The sequence below is a fragment of the Pseudomonas sp. O230 genome (genome assembly GCF_045447035.1).
Classification (GTDB): Bacteria; Pseudomonadota; Gammaproteobacteria; order Pseudomonadales; family Pseudomonadaceae; genus Aquipseudomonas.
This window is the reverse complement of the sequence record NZ_JBJGXN010000006.1, coordinates 48,708-64,852: the sequence shown is the minus strand read 5'-3', so window position 1 is coordinate 64,852 and position 16,145 is coordinate 48,708. Positions and strand designations below refer to the sequence as shown.

Annotated in this window: 15 protein-coding genes; 5 read left to right on the top strand and 10 right to left on the bottom strand. The window is 60.5% G+C overall.

Annotated features, from left to right (window positions below; genetic code table 11):
- Positions 1–176: 176 nt before the first annotated feature.
- On the bottom strand, positions 177–647 hold the full coding sequence (locus tag ACI77H_RS13870; RefSeq protein ID WP_407012392.1) for a hypothetical protein: 471 nt from the start codon (positions 645–647) through the stop codon (positions 177–179).
- Positions 648–1,109: 462 nt separating this feature from the next.
- Here ACI77H_RS13870 and ACI77H_RS13865 point away from each other — a divergent pair, with 462 nt between their 5' ends.
- On the top strand, positions 1,110–2,045 hold the full coding sequence (locus tag ACI77H_RS13865) for a chemotaxis protein CheV (RefSeq protein ID WP_008030297.1): 936 nt from the start codon (positions 1,110–1,112) through the stop codon (positions 2,043–2,045).
- A 114-nt stretch (positions 2,046–2,159) separates the two neighbouring features.
- Positions 2,160–2,966, top strand: a complete 807-nt coding sequence (locus ACI77H_RS13860) for an MOSC domain-containing protein (protein ID WP_407012391.1) — start codon at positions 2,160–2,162, stop codon at positions 2,964–2,966.
- Positions 2,967–3,038: 72 nt separating this feature from the next.
- Here ACI77H_RS13860 and ACI77H_RS13855 read toward each other — a convergent pair whose 3' ends face one another.
- The 8 genes from ACI77H_RS13855 to ACI77H_RS13820 all read right to left on the bottom strand — a co-directional run bounded on the left by ACI77H_RS13855 (position 3,039) and on the right by ACI77H_RS13820 (position 12,352).
- Positions 3,039–3,323 (bottom strand): pyrimidine/purine nucleoside phosphorylase, encoded by a 285-nt coding sequence (locus ACI77H_RS13855; protein ID WP_407012390.1) that lies wholly within the window; start codon positions 3,321–3,323, stop codon positions 3,039–3,041.
- A gap of 69 nt (positions 3,324–3,392) precedes the next feature.
- Positions 3,393–3,935: an exonuclease domain-containing protein gene (locus tag ACI77H_RS13850; RefSeq protein ID WP_407012389.1), complete on the bottom strand. Its 543-nt coding sequence runs from the start codon at positions 3,933–3,935 to the stop codon at positions 3,393–3,395.
- Between the two features lie 71 nt (positions 3,936–4,006).
- The gene (locus ACI77H_RS13845; protein ID WP_407012388.1) at positions 4,007–5,968 is read right to left on the bottom strand and encodes an acetyl-CoA carboxylase biotin carboxylase subunit; all 1,962 of its coding nucleotides are present in this window, start codon (positions 5,966–5,968) and stop codon (positions 4,007–4,009) included.
- A gap of 115 nt (positions 5,969–6,083) precedes the next feature.
- Positions 6,084–6,881 carry an enoyl-CoA hydratase/isomerase family protein gene (locus ACI77H_RS13840; RefSeq protein ID WP_407012387.1) on the bottom strand — a complete coding sequence of 266 codons (798 nt, stop codon included), beginning with the start codon at positions 6,879–6,881 and terminating at the stop codon, positions 6,084–6,086.
- Positions 6,878–8,035 (bottom strand): citronellyl-CoA dehydrogenase, encoded by a 1,158-nt coding sequence (atuD, locus tag ACI77H_RS13835; RefSeq protein WP_407012386.1) that lies wholly within the window; start codon positions 8,033–8,035, stop codon positions 6,878–6,880. The genes ACI77H_RS13840 and atuD overlap by 4 nt, the downstream gene beginning before the upstream one ends.
- Before the next feature lie 24 nt (positions 8,036–8,059).
- The gene (gene atuC, locus ACI77H_RS13830) at positions 8,060–9,676 is read right to left on the bottom strand and encodes a geranyl-CoA carboxylase subunit beta (RefSeq protein ID WP_407012385.1); all 1,617 of its coding nucleotides are present in this window, start codon (positions 9,674–9,676) and stop codon (positions 8,060–8,062) included.
- A 3-nt stretch (positions 9,677–9,679) separates the two neighbouring features.
- Entirely contained in the window at positions 9,680–10,549 is an 870-nt protein-coding gene (locus tag ACI77H_RS13825; RefSeq protein ID WP_150635823.1) for an SDR family oxidoreductase, read from the bottom strand.
- A gap of 12 nt (positions 10,550–10,561) precedes the next feature.
- Positions 10,562–12,352 (bottom strand): acyclic terpene utilization AtuA family protein, encoded by a 1,791-nt coding sequence (locus tag ACI77H_RS13820; RefSeq protein ID WP_407012384.1) that lies wholly within the window; start codon positions 12,350–12,352, stop codon positions 10,562–10,564.
- 175 nt (positions 12,353–12,527) lie between these two features.
- Here ACI77H_RS13820 and ACI77H_RS13815 point away from each other — a divergent pair, with 175 nt between their 5' ends.
- From ACI77H_RS13815 to ACI77H_RS13805, 3 genes are all read left to right on the top strand, one after another.
- The gene (locus ACI77H_RS13815) at positions 12,528–13,154 is read left to right on the top strand and encodes a TetR/AcrR family transcriptional regulator (protein WP_407012383.1); all 627 of its coding nucleotides are present in this window, start codon (positions 12,528–12,530) and stop codon (positions 13,152–13,154) included.
- Positions 13,155–13,247: 93 nt separating this feature from the next.
- On the top strand, positions 13,248–14,042 hold the full coding sequence (locus ACI77H_RS13810; protein WP_407012382.1) for a substrate-binding periplasmic protein: 795 nt from the start codon (positions 13,248–13,250) through the stop codon (positions 14,040–14,042).
- Positions 14,043–14,143: 101 nt separating this feature from the next.
- Entirely contained in the window at positions 14,144–15,148 is a 1,005-nt protein-coding gene (locus tag ACI77H_RS13805; RefSeq protein WP_407012381.1) for a GNAT family N-acetyltransferase, read from the top strand.
- A 126-nt stretch (positions 15,149–15,274) separates the two neighbouring features.
- Here the strand turns inward: ACI77H_RS13805 and ACI77H_RS13800 are convergent, their stop codons facing one another.
- A complete protein-coding gene (locus tag ACI77H_RS13800) occupies positions 15,275–15,823 on the bottom strand; it encodes an RNA polymerase factor sigma-70 (RefSeq protein ID WP_017339972.1) in 549 nt (182 codons plus the stop codon).
- Positions 15,824–16,145 lie beyond the last annotated feature (322 nt).

Genomic DNA, 16,145 nt, shown 5'->3' with positions numbered 1-16,145 from the left:
GGAAAAAGAGATTTTGGACGGTTGTTCCACAATGAAAAGTTCGGCGGGAAATAGTTATTTGTATCGGGCTGTCGCTGGCAGGTATGAAGTATTCAATTGCGACATGAGCGTGCTCAAGTTACAAAATGGCACCTTGGCAATATGAATACGAACCACGGTGTAGTTGGCGGGTGAAATTAAGCTTGTCGATCCGAAAAGGAAACGAGTCGGAACGGTTTTGAATTAACCGGTGGCTGAAACTGGTTTTGACCGACCTGGTAGGCAAAGGCTGCGATCAACGAGGACTGTTCAGTGTCATCGAGACTGAGTTGGCCAGTGGTCTGATCGATCAGTTCGAGTTGCCAGGCTATCAATGTGAAGCAGTCTTTCAAGGCATCCAGCGCCTGAGCGTGCAGGTCGACATGGTTTTGGGCATGGTTCAGCAAGCCGTGAATGTGCAGCGAAAACTCCGAAACGGCGACCAGGGCGAGGGCATCGGCCTTGCTGGCCAACTTGAGCAGAGTACTGAGCATGCATTCGATGGCGTCGTTGTCATTGCTGATCAGTTGCAAATGACTCAGGCATTCCTCGGATTTGGCCAGGAGCGTTTCAGCTTCGACGAGAAACTCCGGAAGCCGTTGGGCCCACTCTTTACGGTCGTTCGGCATGCTTATCTCCACAACGTCATGTCAAGTGAGGGAATGTTGTGTGTGTCGGCGAAGATGATCAGCGCCATGGCGTTGCCGTGGCGTCGTGAGATCGCGCTCCAGCCCGGCTGTCTGCAGGCTGACGAGTTCGAGAGGGTGGATGGCCACTGACCTGCGATCGCACACAAAAGCCTGACTCCGTTCATGCAATGAGAATGGCGTCACATTAATGGCTATTGGATATTGCGAATATCAGGTTGGGCCTGATTGTTACTAGGGGAATCCCTTACGCGCGGGAACCTAACGGACGAAACGTGGTCTCGCCGCAGGGAATGAAGCAGATGAGGTGATGGCGTCAGTAAAGCATGATGTTAATGTGACATCAATGCCTGAGCATGGCATTTTGCATCGGGGTCAAGGTCCGGAAAAAACAGCCGATAACCCTCTTTAGTGAATTCATCAGAACAAGACCAGGAGTCATTGATGGCCGGCATTCTCGACACGGTAGACCAACGCACGCAACTGGTGGGTGAGAATCGCCTGGAAATTCTCATGTTCCGCTTGGCCGGGCGGCAATTGTTCGCGATCAACGTTTTCAAAGTGCAGGAAGTGCTGCAACTGCCGAAACTGACCCTGATGCCCCAGCGCCATCCGTTTGTCTGCGGCGTGGTCAACTTGCGCGGGCAGACGTTGCCGGTGATCGACCTGTCCCAGGCGATCGGCATGCGTCCGCTGGTGCCAAGCCCTACCAGCACGATCATCGTCACCGAATACAACCGTTCGGTGCAGGCGTTCCTCGTCGGTGGTGTGGACCGCATCGTCAACATGAACTGGGAAGCCATCCTGCCGCCGCCGACCAGCGCCGGCCGCCAGCACTACCTGACGGCCATCAGCAAGGTCGATGACCAGTTGGTGGAGATTATCGACGTCGAAAAAGTCCTCGCCGAAATCGTTCCGTACAACGCCAAGGTGTCCCGCGACAAGCTCGACGATCCGGTGCTGGAGCGCGCCCGTGGCCGTGAGGTGCTGCTGGTGGACGACTCCAACGTGGCGCTCTCGCAGTTGCGCGACACCCTCGGCCAGTTGGGCGTGAAGATGCACATTGCCAGCGATGGCTTGAAAGCGCTGAACATGCTCAAAGGCTGGGCGGATACCGGCGTGAACATGACCGACAAACTGCTGATGATCTTCACCGACGCCGAGATGCCGGAAATGGACGGCTATCGCCTGACCACCGAGATCCGCAACGATCCGCGTCTGCGCGGACTCTATGTGGTATTGCACACCTCGTTGTCCGGCAGTTTCAACGACTCGATGGTCAAGAAGGTTGGCTGCGATAACTTCCTCTCCAAGTTCCAGCCGGACAAACTGGTCGACGTGGTGCGTCAGCGCCTGATGCTCGACGAAGTGCCTGCGTGAATACACAGCACTCCTTGCAGGAGCGAGCAAGCTTTCTCCTACAAGGGATTTTGATCTTTGATTCGCCGATCAAGCTCGTATAGGGTGGCGTTTTTGTCCTCCAGGGAGCTGGTCATGCTGCGTCTGAGCGCGCTTTATCGTTATCCGTTGAAATCCGGCAAAGGCGAGCCCCTGCAACAGGTCAGTCTCGACAAACTGGGGCTGGACGGGGATCGACGCTGGATGCTGGTGGACGAGGCCAGCGGGCGCTTCCTGACTCAGCGTGCGGTGGCGCAGATGAGTCAGCTATCGGCGTTGTGGAATACCCAAGGCGGCTTGACTCTCAGCGCTCCCGGTCATACGCCGATCGATATTGCCTTGCCTGCCAGCGACGCTGAACTGCGTGGCGTGACTATCTGGCGCGACACCTTGCGTGTGCCTGATGCCGGCGATGCGGCCGGGGCCTGGGTCAGTGAGTTCATTGGCAAGCCGACTCGCCTGGTGCAAGTGCCGGTTGATCGCGCACGGACCACTCAGTCAGGGTATGGCAAGGACGACGACAAGGTGGCCTTTGCCGATGGCTTCCCGTTGCTGCTGATCGGGCAGGCGTCCCTTGAAGATCTTTCGCAAAGAGTCGGGCGTTCGTTGGAGATGCTGCGTTTTCGACCGAATCTGGTGATCGAGGGCAGCGAAGCCTATGCCGAGGATGGCTGGAAGCGCATCCGTATCGGCGACGTCGAGTTCCGCGTGGTCAAGTCGTGCTCGCGTTGCATTCTTACCACCATCGATCCGCAAACCGGCGAACGTAGCGATGATCGTGAGCCGCTCGCAACCTTGCAGAAGTATCGTGCCCAGGAAGACGGTGCGATGTTTGGCCAGAATCTGGTCAATGACGGCAACGGCCAACTCGAAGTCGGCATGCCGGTCACGATCCTGGAGTAAGCGCCCTGGAATGAAAAATGCCCGTATCCAAAAGGACACGGGCATTTTTTTGCGCTATGAAAACCCGCGGTTTTAGCCGCGGTATTCGCACAGGTAAGCGGTGTCGCCGGCCACTTTCAGTTGGAACTTGCTGTTGGCTGGCACGTTGAACTGGCTGCCGGCGGCGAAAGTTTCCCAGTCGGTGCTGTCTGGCAGTTTCACGGTCAGGGCGCCGGTCACCACGTGCATGATTTCACGCTGGCTGGTGCCGAATTCGTATTCGCCCGGAGCCATGACGCCAATGGTCGCCGGACCTTCAGCGGTGCCAAAGGCGATCGACTTGACGGTGCCGTCGAAGTACTCGTTGACTTTAAACATGGGCGATTCCTCGAAAAGGGCTAAAAAGGGCCGGCCAGTATGCACAAGGCCCTTGGCGCCGTCACCTCTCTAGAGCGGGAGAATCAGCGGTAACAGACGCGCTGTATTGCGCGCATCCTCCAGCGCCCGGTGCTGCTGGCCGGTGAACTGCATGCCGGCCAGTTGCAGGGCGCCGTTGAGCCCCAGCGGGCGTTCCAGCCGCCGGGCCTTGGCAAAGCGTTGCTTGAGGTTCATGTGTGGAACGCGGCTCAGTTGGCTGTCGAGTTGCAACTTCTGCCATTCCTGCAACAGTTGTTTGCGGTCGTAATCGCCCCAACTGGCCCAGCCTTCCAGGCGTGAGTGATGCTGCGCGAGCCAGCGTTCGAAGGCCGTCCAGACTTCGGTCAACGGCTGCGCGGAGTCGATATTGGCCTGGGTGATGTGGGTCAGCTCGCGACAAAACGACGTGAGCAGGGGCCGTCGCAACGGTCGCACGAAGCGCTGGAAATGGTCCTGCTCACGCCCTTTTCGGTCCACCAGCGTGGCGCCGATTTCGATGATTTCCATTTCCGTAACTGGCCAGCCACCCTCATCGGTGGTGGCTTCCAGATCAATCACCAGCCAGTGAGGCATTGAAGGTTTCCCGGTATCCGCATCCTGATAGGGCTTGAGCGTAGCCAAACCCGACGGATCCGCCTAGCGGCTTATTCGACCTCCAACAAAATCTGCCGATTTTTTACCTGATCGCCGACCCTGACTTGCAAGCGTTTGAGCACGCCGTCGATGCCGGACTTGAGCGGATGCTCCATTTTCATTGCTTCCAGCACTACCAGCAGTTGGCCTTTACGGACCGGGCTGCCTTCCGCGACCAGCACGTCGACGATGGCGCCGTCCATCGGCGCCTTCAGCGTGCCGGAGCTGATGCTGGCCTGTCCGTTGACCAGCGCTTGCGTGCGGTCCTCCAGACGCAGGCTGCCGGGGCGGGTGAACAGGCAGAGTTGTCCGGCCTCCAGACGATAGGCCTGACGCTGGCGGATGCCGTCGATCTCCAGAGTGACCCAGCGTCCGTCGCACTGGATGAGGTTCAGTACGAGGGCCTGAGTCGCGACTTCAATCCGGTACGGTTCGCCTGGTACCGCGTTCAATTGCACCGGCCAGTCCCGATCCTCCAGGCCGATGCGATAGTGCAGCGGCACACTGGCGTTGTTGCGCCAACCGGCCAGCGCGGCGGGATGAACCTGTGCTGAAGCCTGATAGAACAGCGCCGCCGCAATCGCCAGTTCTTCAGCGCTCGGGTTATGCGGATGCAAACAAGGATGGTCGGCGAAATGCGTCGGGATGAACCCGGTGCTGAACTCACCACTGATGAAGCGTGGATGTTCCAGCAGGCTGGCGAGCAAGCGCTGATTGCTCGGCAGGCCCAGCAGCACACTGTCCTGCACCGCGCGCAACAACTTGCGCCGGGCTTCTTCACGGGTGGCGCCGTGGGCGATGATCTTGCCCAGCATCGGGTCATAGAACGGGCTGACGTGTTGACCTTCGATCAGCCCATGGTCGATCCGCGCTCCGCTCTGCATGGCCGGTTCCCAGGTGGTGATGCGTCCGGTCTGCGGGAGAAATTCCTGGGTCGGGTCTTCGGCATACAGGCGCACTTCCATGGCGTGGCCGTTGAGGTGCACCTGTTCCTGACGCAGCGGCAACGGCAGACCTTCGGCAACGTGCAACTGCCACGCCACCAGGTCGAGGCCGGTGATCAGTTCGGTCACCGGGTGTTCCACCTGCAACCGCGTGTTCATTTCCAGAAAGTAGAATTTTCCGTGTGCATCCAGCAGAAACTCCACAGTGCCAGCACCCACATAATTCACTGCGCGACCGGCCTTGAGCGCCGCTTCGCCCATTGCCTGACGCAGTTCGGCGGTCATCACCGGGCAGGGCGCTTCTTCGATGACTTTCTGATGGCGGCGCTGGATCGAACAGTCGCGTTCGCCGAGGTAGATCAGGTTGCCGTGTTGGTCGCCGAACAGCTGAACCTCAACGTGACGCGGGTCGATCAGCGCTTGTTCGAGGATCAGTTCGTCACTGCCAAACCCGTGCAATGCCTCGGAGCGCGCGGTGCGAATCTGCGCGAGCAATTCCCCGGCGTCGTGCACCAGACGCATACCGCGCCCACCACCGCCGGCACTGGCCTTGATCATCAGCGGAAAGCCGATGCGCTCGGCTTCGCGGCTCAGGGTCGCGTCGTCCTGCGCGGTGCCTTGATAGCCTTTGATGCAGGGCACATTGGCCTCGAGCATGGCGAGTTTCGACAGGCGTTTGCTGCCCATCAATTCGATGGCTTCGGGGCTGGGGCCGATGAAGGTGAGGCCGGCGTGGTGGCAGGCGCGGGCGAATTCGGCGTTTTCCGAAAGGAAGCCGTAGCCGGGGTGGATCGAATCGGCACCGGTGCGTCGGGCGGCGTCGAGGATGGCCGGGATGTTCAGGTACGACTGCTGCACCGGGGGCGGGCCGATGTTGACGGCTTCGTCGGCCATTTGCACGTGCAGGGCGTTGGCGTCTGCATCGCTGAAGACGGCGACGGTGCGATAGCCCAACGCTTGGGCGGTGCTCTGGATACGGCAGGCGATTTCACCGCGATTGGCGATCAGGATTTTTTTCAGGGCGGGCATGGTTTATTCCCTTGGGATTGCGGTGAAAGTGATGGCCTCATCGCTGGCAAGCCAGCTCCTACAGGGGTTGTGAACGACGCAGACCCTTGTAGGCGCTGGCTTGCCAGCGATGCTTTTAAATGGCCCACCCCGGTTTACGCTTTTGCACAAAAGCCATCGTGCCCTCAATGCCTTCCGTCCCGGTCACCGCTTCGCTGAACCACTCGGCCGCTTCATCCAGCAGCGCCCCCGAAGGCTGTCCGGCACTTGCCAGCAACAACTTTTTGGTCGTCGCATTGGCCCCCGGTGCGCAGCACAGCACATGGGCCAGAATTTCACCGAGACGCTCGGCCAAGGCTTGCGCGTCATGCTCGACAAAATGCACCAGCCCCATGCGCCGCGCCTGGGTGCCATCGAACCGCGCCGCCGTCAGCGCCAAGCGCCGGGCCTGAGTCAAACCGATGCGTTGAACCACAAACGGCGCAATCTGCGCGGGCAGCACGCCGAGGCTGGTTTCCGGCAGGCCGAATTGCGCCTGGTGATCCGCCAGGGCGACATCGCTGACGCAGGCCAGCCCCAAACCGCCGCCCAGCACCGCGCCGTGCAGCACGGTGATCACCACTTGCGGCGCATGTTGCACCTCTTGCAGCAGCGCGCCGAACGCGCGGTTCAGATCGCGATAGGCGCCCGCGCCCTGAGCACGGGCGTTGGCCATGTCCTTGATGTCGCCACCGGCACAGAAATGTCCACCGGCACCGCCGATCACCAAGGCCCGAATCGCACGGTCGTCGCGCACAGCCAACAACACCGCGCGCAGTTCGGCGACCATCAGCAGGCTCATGGCGTTGCGGCTTTCCGGGCGGTTGAGGGTAATGTGCAGCACGCCGTTATGCGATTCGAGCAGTAACGTCTGACAAACCGGCAGGGTGCTCATTTCTTTTTCCCCGGCAGGATGCCCATGAGTTTGCAAATGATCCCCAGCATGATTTCGTCGGCGCCGCCGCCAATCGACACCAGCCGCACATCGCGGTAAGCGCGGGCCACCGGGTTGTCCCACATGAAGCCCATGCCGCCCCAATATTGCAGGCAACTGTCGCTGACTTCGCGGCCCAGCCGCCCGGCCTTGAGTTTGGCCATCGACGCCAGACGCGTGACGTCCTGACCTTTGATGTATTGCTCGGTGGCCTGATAGACCAGCGCCCGCAGGCATTCGATTTCGGTTTGCAATTCGGCGAGGCGGAAGTGGATCACCTGATTGTCGATCAGCGCATTGCCGAAGGTTTTGCGTTCCTTGCAATATTCGATGGTGCTGTCGATGCAGTATTCCAGGCCCTTGATCATGTTCGCCGCGCCGAACAGGCGTTCTTCCTGAAACTGCAGCATTTGCATCATGAACCCGGCGCCTTCATGGCCGATGCGGTTGCGTTGCGGCACGCGCACGTTGTCGAAAAACACCTGGGCGGTTTCCGAACTGCGCATGCCGAGCTTGTCCAGGTGCGAACTGAGGCTGATCCCCGGCGTGGTCATCGGCACCATGATCAGCGACTTGTTGATGTGCGGTTTGTCGTCCGAGGTGTTGGCCAGCAGACAAATGAAATCGGCGCTTGGCGAGTTGGTGATCCACATCTTGCTGCCGTTGACCACGTAGTCGTCGCCGTCCTTGCGGGCGGTGGTTTTCAGCCCGGCCACGTCGGAACCGGCGCCGACTTCGGAAACGCCGATGCAGCCGACCTGTTCGCCGGTAATGGCCGGGCGCAGAAATTCTTCACGCAGTTCATCGGAACCGAAACGCGCCAGCGCCGGGGTGCACATGTCGGTCTGCACGCCGATGGACATCGGAATGCCGCCGCAATGAATGGTGCCGAACTCTTCGGCGGCGACAATCGAATAGCTGTAGTCGAGCCCCATGCCGCCAAACTTTTCCGGTTTGGAAATCCCCAGCAAGCCGAGCTCACCCGCCTTGCGGAAGATCTCGTGGATGGGAAATCGCCCGGCCTTTTCCCATTCCTCGACGTGCGGGTTGATCTCGTGCTCGACGAATTGGCGAACGGTGCGGCGCAGTGCTTCGTGTTCCTGGGTGAAGATCATTTTTATTGTTCTCCTCTGGCCGGCTCAGAACCGGGCTACGCCAAAACTGTTGGTTTGCAGCGGCCGCACGTCGGCCTCATGACAGATGTCCAGCAAGTAACCGAGCAGGGTCCGGGTGTCCCGTGGATCGATGAGACCGTCGTCCCACAGGCTGGCGCTGCCATAAAGCGCGGTGGACTGGCTGTCGAGTTTCTGCGCGGTGACCTGCTCCAGCATGTCGAGCATTTTCGGGTCGGGCACCAAACCGTCCTTGAGCTGCTTGGCCTCGGTGACGATGCGCAGCACCTTGCCGGCCTGCGCGCCGCCCATCACCGCCGTGCGGCTGTTGGGCCAGGCGAAGATGAACCGCGGGTCGAGGCCACGGCCGCACATCGCGTAGTTGCCGGCGCCATAGGAGCCGCCGACGACGATGGTCAGTTTCGGTACGCGGGCGTTGGCCACCGCCTGAATCATCTTCGCGCCGTGCTTGATCACGCCTTGCTGTTCCGATTCGGTGCCGACCATGAACCCGGTGGTGTTGTGAAAGAACAGCAGCGGCGTCTGGCTCTGATCGCACAGCTGGATGAATTGCGCGGCTTTACTCGCGCCTTTGGGCGTAATCGGGCCATTGTTGCCGATGAATCCGCAGGCGCGGCCCTGAATGTGCAAGTGGCCGCAAATGGTTTGCTGATCGAATTCCCCCTTGAACTCAAGGAAGTTCGAGCCGTCTGCGATTCGTGCAATGATTTCGCGAACGTCATAGGGTTTTTTCGGGTCGTCGGGGATCAGCCCGAGCAGTTCTTCGATGGGGTAGAGCGGTTCTTGATAGCGGCGTTCGGGGACCCACTGCAACTGATCATTCCATGACAACAGGCTGACTATCTCGCGCACCAGGCGCACGCCATCGGCATCGTTTTCGGCCAGGTATTCAGCGGTGCCGGCGGTTTGCGCGTGCATTTCGGCACCCCCCAGTTCTTCGTCGGTGGCCACTTCTCCGGTCGCGGCTTTCAGCAATGGCGGGCCGGCGAGAAACAGTTTGGCTTTGCCACGCACCACCACCACGTAATCGGACAGCCCTGGCTGATAAGCGCCGCCCGCCGTGGCCGAACCGTGGACCACGGTGATCTGCGGCAAACCCATGGCCGACATCCGCGCCTGATTGGCAAAGCTGCGCGCGCCTTCGACAAAAATCTCTGCGGCGTAATTGAGGTTGGCGCCGCCGCTTTCAGCGAGGGTGATCACCGGCAGTTTGTTCTCCAGGGCGATCTGTTGCAGGCGCAGGGATTTTTTCAGCCCGCTGGGGGAGATCGTCCCGCCCTTGATCGCGCTGTTGTTCGCCACCACCAGAACCCGCACGCCGGAAACATAGCCGATCCCGGCGATCAAGCCGCCGCCCGCCGAACTGCCGTCCTTGTCGTCATGCAGTTTGTAGCCGGCCAGGCTCGCCAGTTCGAGGAACGGCGCGCCGGGGTCGAGCAACAGATTGAGGCGTTCACGGGGGAGTAATTGCCCGCGCTTGTCGAACTTCGGTTTGGCTTCGGCCGCTTTGTTCAGCAGGTTCTGTTCGAGCTGACGGACCTGCTCGATCCCGGCCAGCATCGCTGCACGGTTTTGGGCGAACTGTTCGCTGTTCGGGTCGACTTGCGACTGAATCACCGGCATGACTTATTCCTTGTCCTTGAGCACGTCTGGCAAGTAAGCGCGGTGGAAACCGTTGTACGACTCACTGTTCGTCGCCTTGTGAATTGGCCACGCCCGACCGCCCAGGCTCGCCGCGCCGTCGATGCGCAAGGTGCTGCCGCTGACAAACGCCGCGGCCGGGCTGAGCAGGAACACGATCGCCGCGCTGACTTCCGACTCGGTGCCGATGCGTTTCAGTGGCACGTGTTCGCGCAGGGTTGGAATCACGGCTTTGAACGCGCCTTCGTACGTGTCCATACCGCTGGAGGCGATCCAGCCCGGCGCGACGGCGTTGACCCGCACCCCGGCATAACCCCACTCGAATGCAGCCGTTTTGGTCAGGTTGTCCATGCCCGAACGCGCGGCGCCCGAGTGACCCATGCCGGGCATGCCGCCCCACATGTCGGCGAGCATGTTGACGATGGCGCCGCCGTGTTTGCTCATGGACTGGTTGAACACTTCGCGCGCCATCAGGAAGCCGCCGACCAGGTTGGTGCGCATCACGGTTTCGAAACCTTTCTGATTGATCGAGGCCAGCGGCGACGGGTATTGCCCGCCGGCATTGTTGACCAAACCGTGAATCGGCCCGTGTTGGCGGATCAGCTCGCTGACCAGATGCGTGACCGCTTCTTCCTCGCGGATATCGCAGGTCATCCAGTCAGCCTTGCCGCCGTCTTCGGCAATCTCGGCGGCGACACTTTTCAGTTTGTCGGCCTTGCGCCCGATCAACAGCACATGGGCGCCGAGGGCCGCCAGTTCATGGGCGGTGCAACGACCAATGCCGCTGCCGCCGCCGGTGACGATGATGGTTTGGCCGGCAAACAGATCGGCTTTGAAAATCGAATCGTAGGCCACGGCGGCAGTCCTCTAGTTGACCTGGTCGGCGATGCGCTGCGGCACCGGAATCTGGATGTCCAGCAGTTGTTGGGCGAAGGCTTTGCCTTGCGGGTCGATCCGCAGACTGGCCACGCCACCGCCGCCAAGGGCGTTTTCCAGCAAAAAATTCAGACTGTGGGTGGCCGGCAAATACCAGCGCTCGACGCGGCCGTGCACCGGGTCGAGCACGTGACGCATCCAGTCGACGAGCACGGCCGGGGTCAGGGCCTCGGCGATCCATGGCAGGTATTCGGGCTCGCGGGCCATGACGCCGATGTTGCTGTGATTGCCCTTGTCACCGGAGCGGGCGATCGCCAGTTTGATCAGGGCCACGCTGGCATCGGCGCGACCGGTGGGTTTCGGTGGGTCAATCGGCACCGGCAAGTCCGCGGTGGCAAGCGCGTCGAGGGTGGGCAGGGCGCATGGATGGCGTTCCCCGTCGAGATCAATGTCCAGCGTGCAGGCGCTTTTGTCGATGAGGAACGAGAACAGCCGGATCAGCGGATACACCGTCGGCCGTCCGCCGACGATCCCGGTCAGCCCCGGTGCCATGCCGGTGGCGGCCTGGGCGATTTCCCGGGAGAACACGATCAGCGCCTGTTTGCTCGGATGGCGCACGGCGAGTTTGATCACCACTTCGCGGCTGTCCTGACGCTGGCCATGCGGGCCGTACGTGGCCTCGCTGCCGAGCAGTTCAATGTTGACTTCGCTGTAGGGCGACCAGCCGCGTTGGCTAAAGATTTCCGAGGTCTTGTTGATGATCGCTTCGCTGACGCGCCGCGCCTTGTCCACCGCATCGATCCCGGCAATCAGGCAACTGGCGGTGCAACGAAACCCGTCCGGATACGTCGCGCTGACCTTGTAGTGGGCGGTCGGCGGCAAGCCTTTGGCGCCATGCACCTGAACCGCGTTTTTGCCTTGTTGCTGAAGTTTGACCTGGGTGAAATCGCAGACCACGTCGGGCAGGAAGTAGGTCTGTGGGTTGCCGATTTCATAGAGCATCTGCTCGCCGACGGTCAGTGGCGTGACCAGGCCACCGGAGCCTTCGGGTTTGCTGACAATGAACTGGCTGTCGGCGCTGACTTCGACGATAGGGAAGCCGATGTGTTCGTAGTCGGGCACGTCGCGCCAATCGGTGAAGTTGCCGCCGGTGCACTGGGCGCCGCATTCAATGATGTGACCGGCCAATGCGGCTTGCGCGAGTTTGTCGTAGTCGTGCCAGGACCAGCCGAATTCATGCACCAGCGCGGCGCTGACCACGGCGCTGTCGACCACGCGCCCGGTGATGACGATGTCCGCGCCCAGGCGCAAGGCTTCGACAATGCCCGGCGCGCCGAGGTAGGCGTTGGTGGAAACGCACATCGGCGGCAGGGGCGCACCGCTGAACATTTCGCGCAGGCCGCGGGTGCTCAGTTGTTTGAACTGCGGTTGCAGGTCATCGCCCAGCAACACGGCAATTTTCAGCGCCACGCCGGCCTTGTCGCAGGCTGCTTGCAGGGCCGCGGCGCAGGCTTGTGGGTTGACGCCGCCGGCGTTGCTGATGACGCGAATGTTCTGCGCGGCGAGCTTAGTGAGCAGCGGGCTGAGGACTTCGATGAAGTCGCTGGCGTAGCCGGTCTGGGGATCTTTCATCCGCGCCCCGGCCATGATCGACAGGGTGATTTCGGCCAGATAATCGAATACCAGGTAATCCAGACGCCCGCCTTCCACCAGTTGCGCGGCGGCGGTTGAAGTGTCACCCCAGAAGGCGCTGGCGCAACCGATGCGAACAGTTTCAGGCACAGCCCTTTCCATAGCCACCTCCCACAAACGTGCAACGAGACTACCAAGCAAGCGCTTGGTTTGTAAATGCCTTAAATTACTTCTGCCCGAGCGCTTGCTTGGTTGCCTTCGTCAGCTTAAATTGCCCGCGCAACCCCGCTGTTTTAGCGGTGAATACGACTGTAGGAGAGAACGGGTGGATGAGCAAAAAGCCCTGAGGGTAATGCGCGAACTGGTCGACAGCGGCCAGTTGACCGACCCGGACAGCGCCCGTGGCAAACTGCTGCAAGTGGCGGCTCACCTGTTCCGCAATAAAGGCTATGAGCGCACCACGGTGCGCGATCTGGCTGGCGCGGTGGGCATTCAGTCGGGGAGTATTTTTCATCACTTCAAAAGCAAGGACGAGATCCTGCGGGCGGTGATGGAAGAAACCATTCGCTACAACACCGCGTTGATGCGTGCCGCGATCGCCGAAGCCGAAAATGTGCGCGAGCGCGTGCTGGCGCTGATTCGCTGTGAGTTGCAGTCGATCATGGGCGGCAGCGGTGAGGCCATGGCGGTGTTGGTGTATGAATGGCGTTCGCTGTCCGAAGACGGGCAGGCGAAGGTGTTGGCGCTGCGCGACATCTATGAAGACCTCTGGCTGCAGGTGCTGGGGGAGGCCAAGGACGCGGGATTTATCCGCGGCGACGTGTTCATCACCCGGCGTTTTCTGACCGGTGCGCTGTCCTGGACCACGACCTGGTACCGCGCAGATGGTAGCGTGAACCTCGATCAACTGGCCGATGAGGCGCTGATTCTGGTGCTGAAAGAAAAACAATAGTAGTGCCCGGGGCCGCAGGAAACTGGCTAAGTGGCCGAAACCGCCTAGCTTGAATAAATTGATGCGTACTTTTTTGGGGAGTGGGTTGTTTTGATGTCTTCGCCAATTCGGACGGCCTCGCGGCTTTTTCTGGCGGCGCTTGCAGCGCTTTGGGTGTTGCCGTCCCCGGCGGCGCAACTGGTGCGGGTCGGTGCCGCGCATTTTCCGCCCTACACCGTACGCCCCGAATCCGGTGCCGACACCGGCCTGCTGCCGCAATTGGTCGAGGCGCTCAATGCCTTGCAAACCGACTATCAATTTGTGCTGGTGCCGACGTCCATACCGCGGCGCTTCGGTGACTTCAAGCAAGGCCGGGTGGACATGGCCATTTTCGAGAACCCGAACTGGGGCTGGAAAGACATTCCGCACACCAGCGTCGACATGGGCCTGGAAGACGCCGAGATTTTTGTCGCGCAACGTATACCGAATCGTCAGCAGAACTATTTCGCCGACCTCGCTGGCAAGCGTCTGGCACTGTTCAGCGGCTATCACTACGAATTCGCCAACTTCAATGCCGACCCCAAGGTCCTCGCGCAAAACTACAACGCCACGCTCACCTATTCCCACGACAGCAACCTGCTGATGGTGCTGCGCGGGCGTGCCGACATTGCCCTGGTGACGCGCTCCTACCTGAGCGATTACCTGTTGCGTAATGAGAAAGTCGCTGATCAGCTGCTGGTGTCCGAGCGTGTCGATCAGATCTATCACCACTACGCCATTCTTCGCCCTTCAGCGCCAATCAGCGGCGAGGCCTTCGGCAAGTTGCTGCAAGGGTTGCGGGACAACGGCCAGATGCTGAAGATTTTCGATCCGTACAAGATCGCCGTGGTGCCGGTTCCGGGCAGCTGAGATCGCGTCGCCTAGCGGCGTTTTTGCCGACTTCCCTTAAATTTCCCGCGCTGGCTCACGTCACTTCGTTGAACTGTCGACGATTATCGTGAGCCCGACCCATGCCCAATCTGAATGACCTGACTGCCCTGGCCTTGCCGACAGGCAGTCGCCTTGTCGCGGATGAAACCGAAGACCGCCTGAGCCTGAGCCTGGACGAGCAGCCGCTGATTAGCCTGCGGCTGACCCGTGAGCCCGAGTTGCAGGTGCGCGTCGAGACAGGGGTCGATACTCAGGCCGTGTGGGCCGCCGGCTATTGGCTGTTTGCCCGCGACCCGGCTTGCCAGCGCCTGACCTGGCACCTTGATGACGTCCCTGCCGACGCCTTGCTCAGCGGTTTGCTGATCCCGACCGAACTCGCTGGCCAGTATCGCTGCGAGCGCACGCTGTTCTGGCAATTGCCGCAGCCTTGGCTGGGCACGTCTCTGACCAGTAGCTACCCACAGCAAATGGTGATCAGCGGCGGCAAACGTCACCCGTTGCGCCCGGTGAAACCGCGCGGTGAGGTCTATCGGCGCTTTGATGCGCGACTGGGAGCGTGGATTTCCCTGCGAACGCTGGACATCGACCTGGACCTGGCGCGATTCAATCGCTGGCAGAACAGTGCGCGGGTGGCGAGTTTCTGGCAGGAGGAGGGCAGCCTCGAGCAGCATCGCGAATACCTGAGCAAACTCGACGCCGATCCGCACACTGTGACGTTGATCGGCTGTTTCGATGATCAGCCGTTTGCCTATTTCGAAGCCTACTGGGCCAAGGAAGACCGCATTGCGCCGTTCTACGATGCTGGCGATTACGACCGTGGCATTCACATGCTGGTCGGCGAGGAAAACCATCGGGGTCCGCACAAGGTGGCGAGCTGGTTATCGGCGTTGGCGCATTACCTGTTGCTCGACGATCCACGCACCCAGCGAGTGGTCGCCGAGCCGCGTGCCGACAACGCGAAGATGATCGGGTACATGCAGGGGCAGCGGTTTCATTGCGAGAAAGAGTTCGACTTCCCGCACAAGCGCGCGGCGTTGATGGTCTTGGGGCGGGAGCGGTTTTTTGAGCGGTGTGGGTTGGTTTGATAAATAAGGCTCAAGACCTGCGTCGGTCCTGAGTCCGTCATCGCGGGCAAGTCCGCTCCCACAGGTTAAGCGCTAACCCTGTGGGCGCGGGCTTGCCCGCGATGGGGGAGACGCAAATGTCGGACCTTACCGACGGGCGAAGGTATCCGCGCGACTGCCCGACACCTTGCGGCAATGCACCAACGCATCACGAATCATGAAGTTCACCAGGGTCGGCGAAACACCCAGTTCCTTGGCGATGTCCTTTTGCGGCACACCGTGCAGGCGGTACATCTCGAAGGCGTAACGGGTGCGGCTGGGCAGCTCCGTCAGCGCATCGGCGATGTTTTCCAGGGTCGAGAAGTTGATGTGCGAGGTTTCCGGCGAGGCACCTTGAATCACCACGTTCAGCCCTTCCTCTTCAGGCCCCGAATACTTCTGTTCCAGCGCCTGTTTGCGGTAGTGGTCGATCGCCAGGTTACGCACGATCTGGAACAGGTAACTGAGCTGAGCCTTGATCGAGGACGTGATCTGCGGCGCCGATTGCAGACGGAAGAACGCATCCTGAACCACATCTTCGGCACGTGACCGACAGCCGGTAATACGCGCGGCAATCTTGACCAGAATCAGTCGATTGTCCACGAATGCCTGAAGTAGCGGTGAATCGCACCTGCTTGTGGATACTTGTTCCGTCATGGAAATCACCTTGCTGCAAATGGGGTCGTGGGACGACAAGAGAATCGGAGCCGTCCTGCACATCGAGCGACAAATTATTCTTAATGATAATGATTGTCAATTGAGAAAGAGAAGTAATGCTCTTAAAAGGTGCGCAGTGAGAACTGCGACACGCTGTCGCGCCCGCTTGCCGCAGCCGTGCCCCCGTTGACGATCCAGCCCGCCGACTAATTATTTCAAGACGTCATCCGTTCTCATTGGTGAATGGCTCCGGGCGCAAGCCCCGGCCAAAACAGCATTCCCAATGCCTCGCGTGGTCGGCGAAGACCGCGTCCTGCATGCC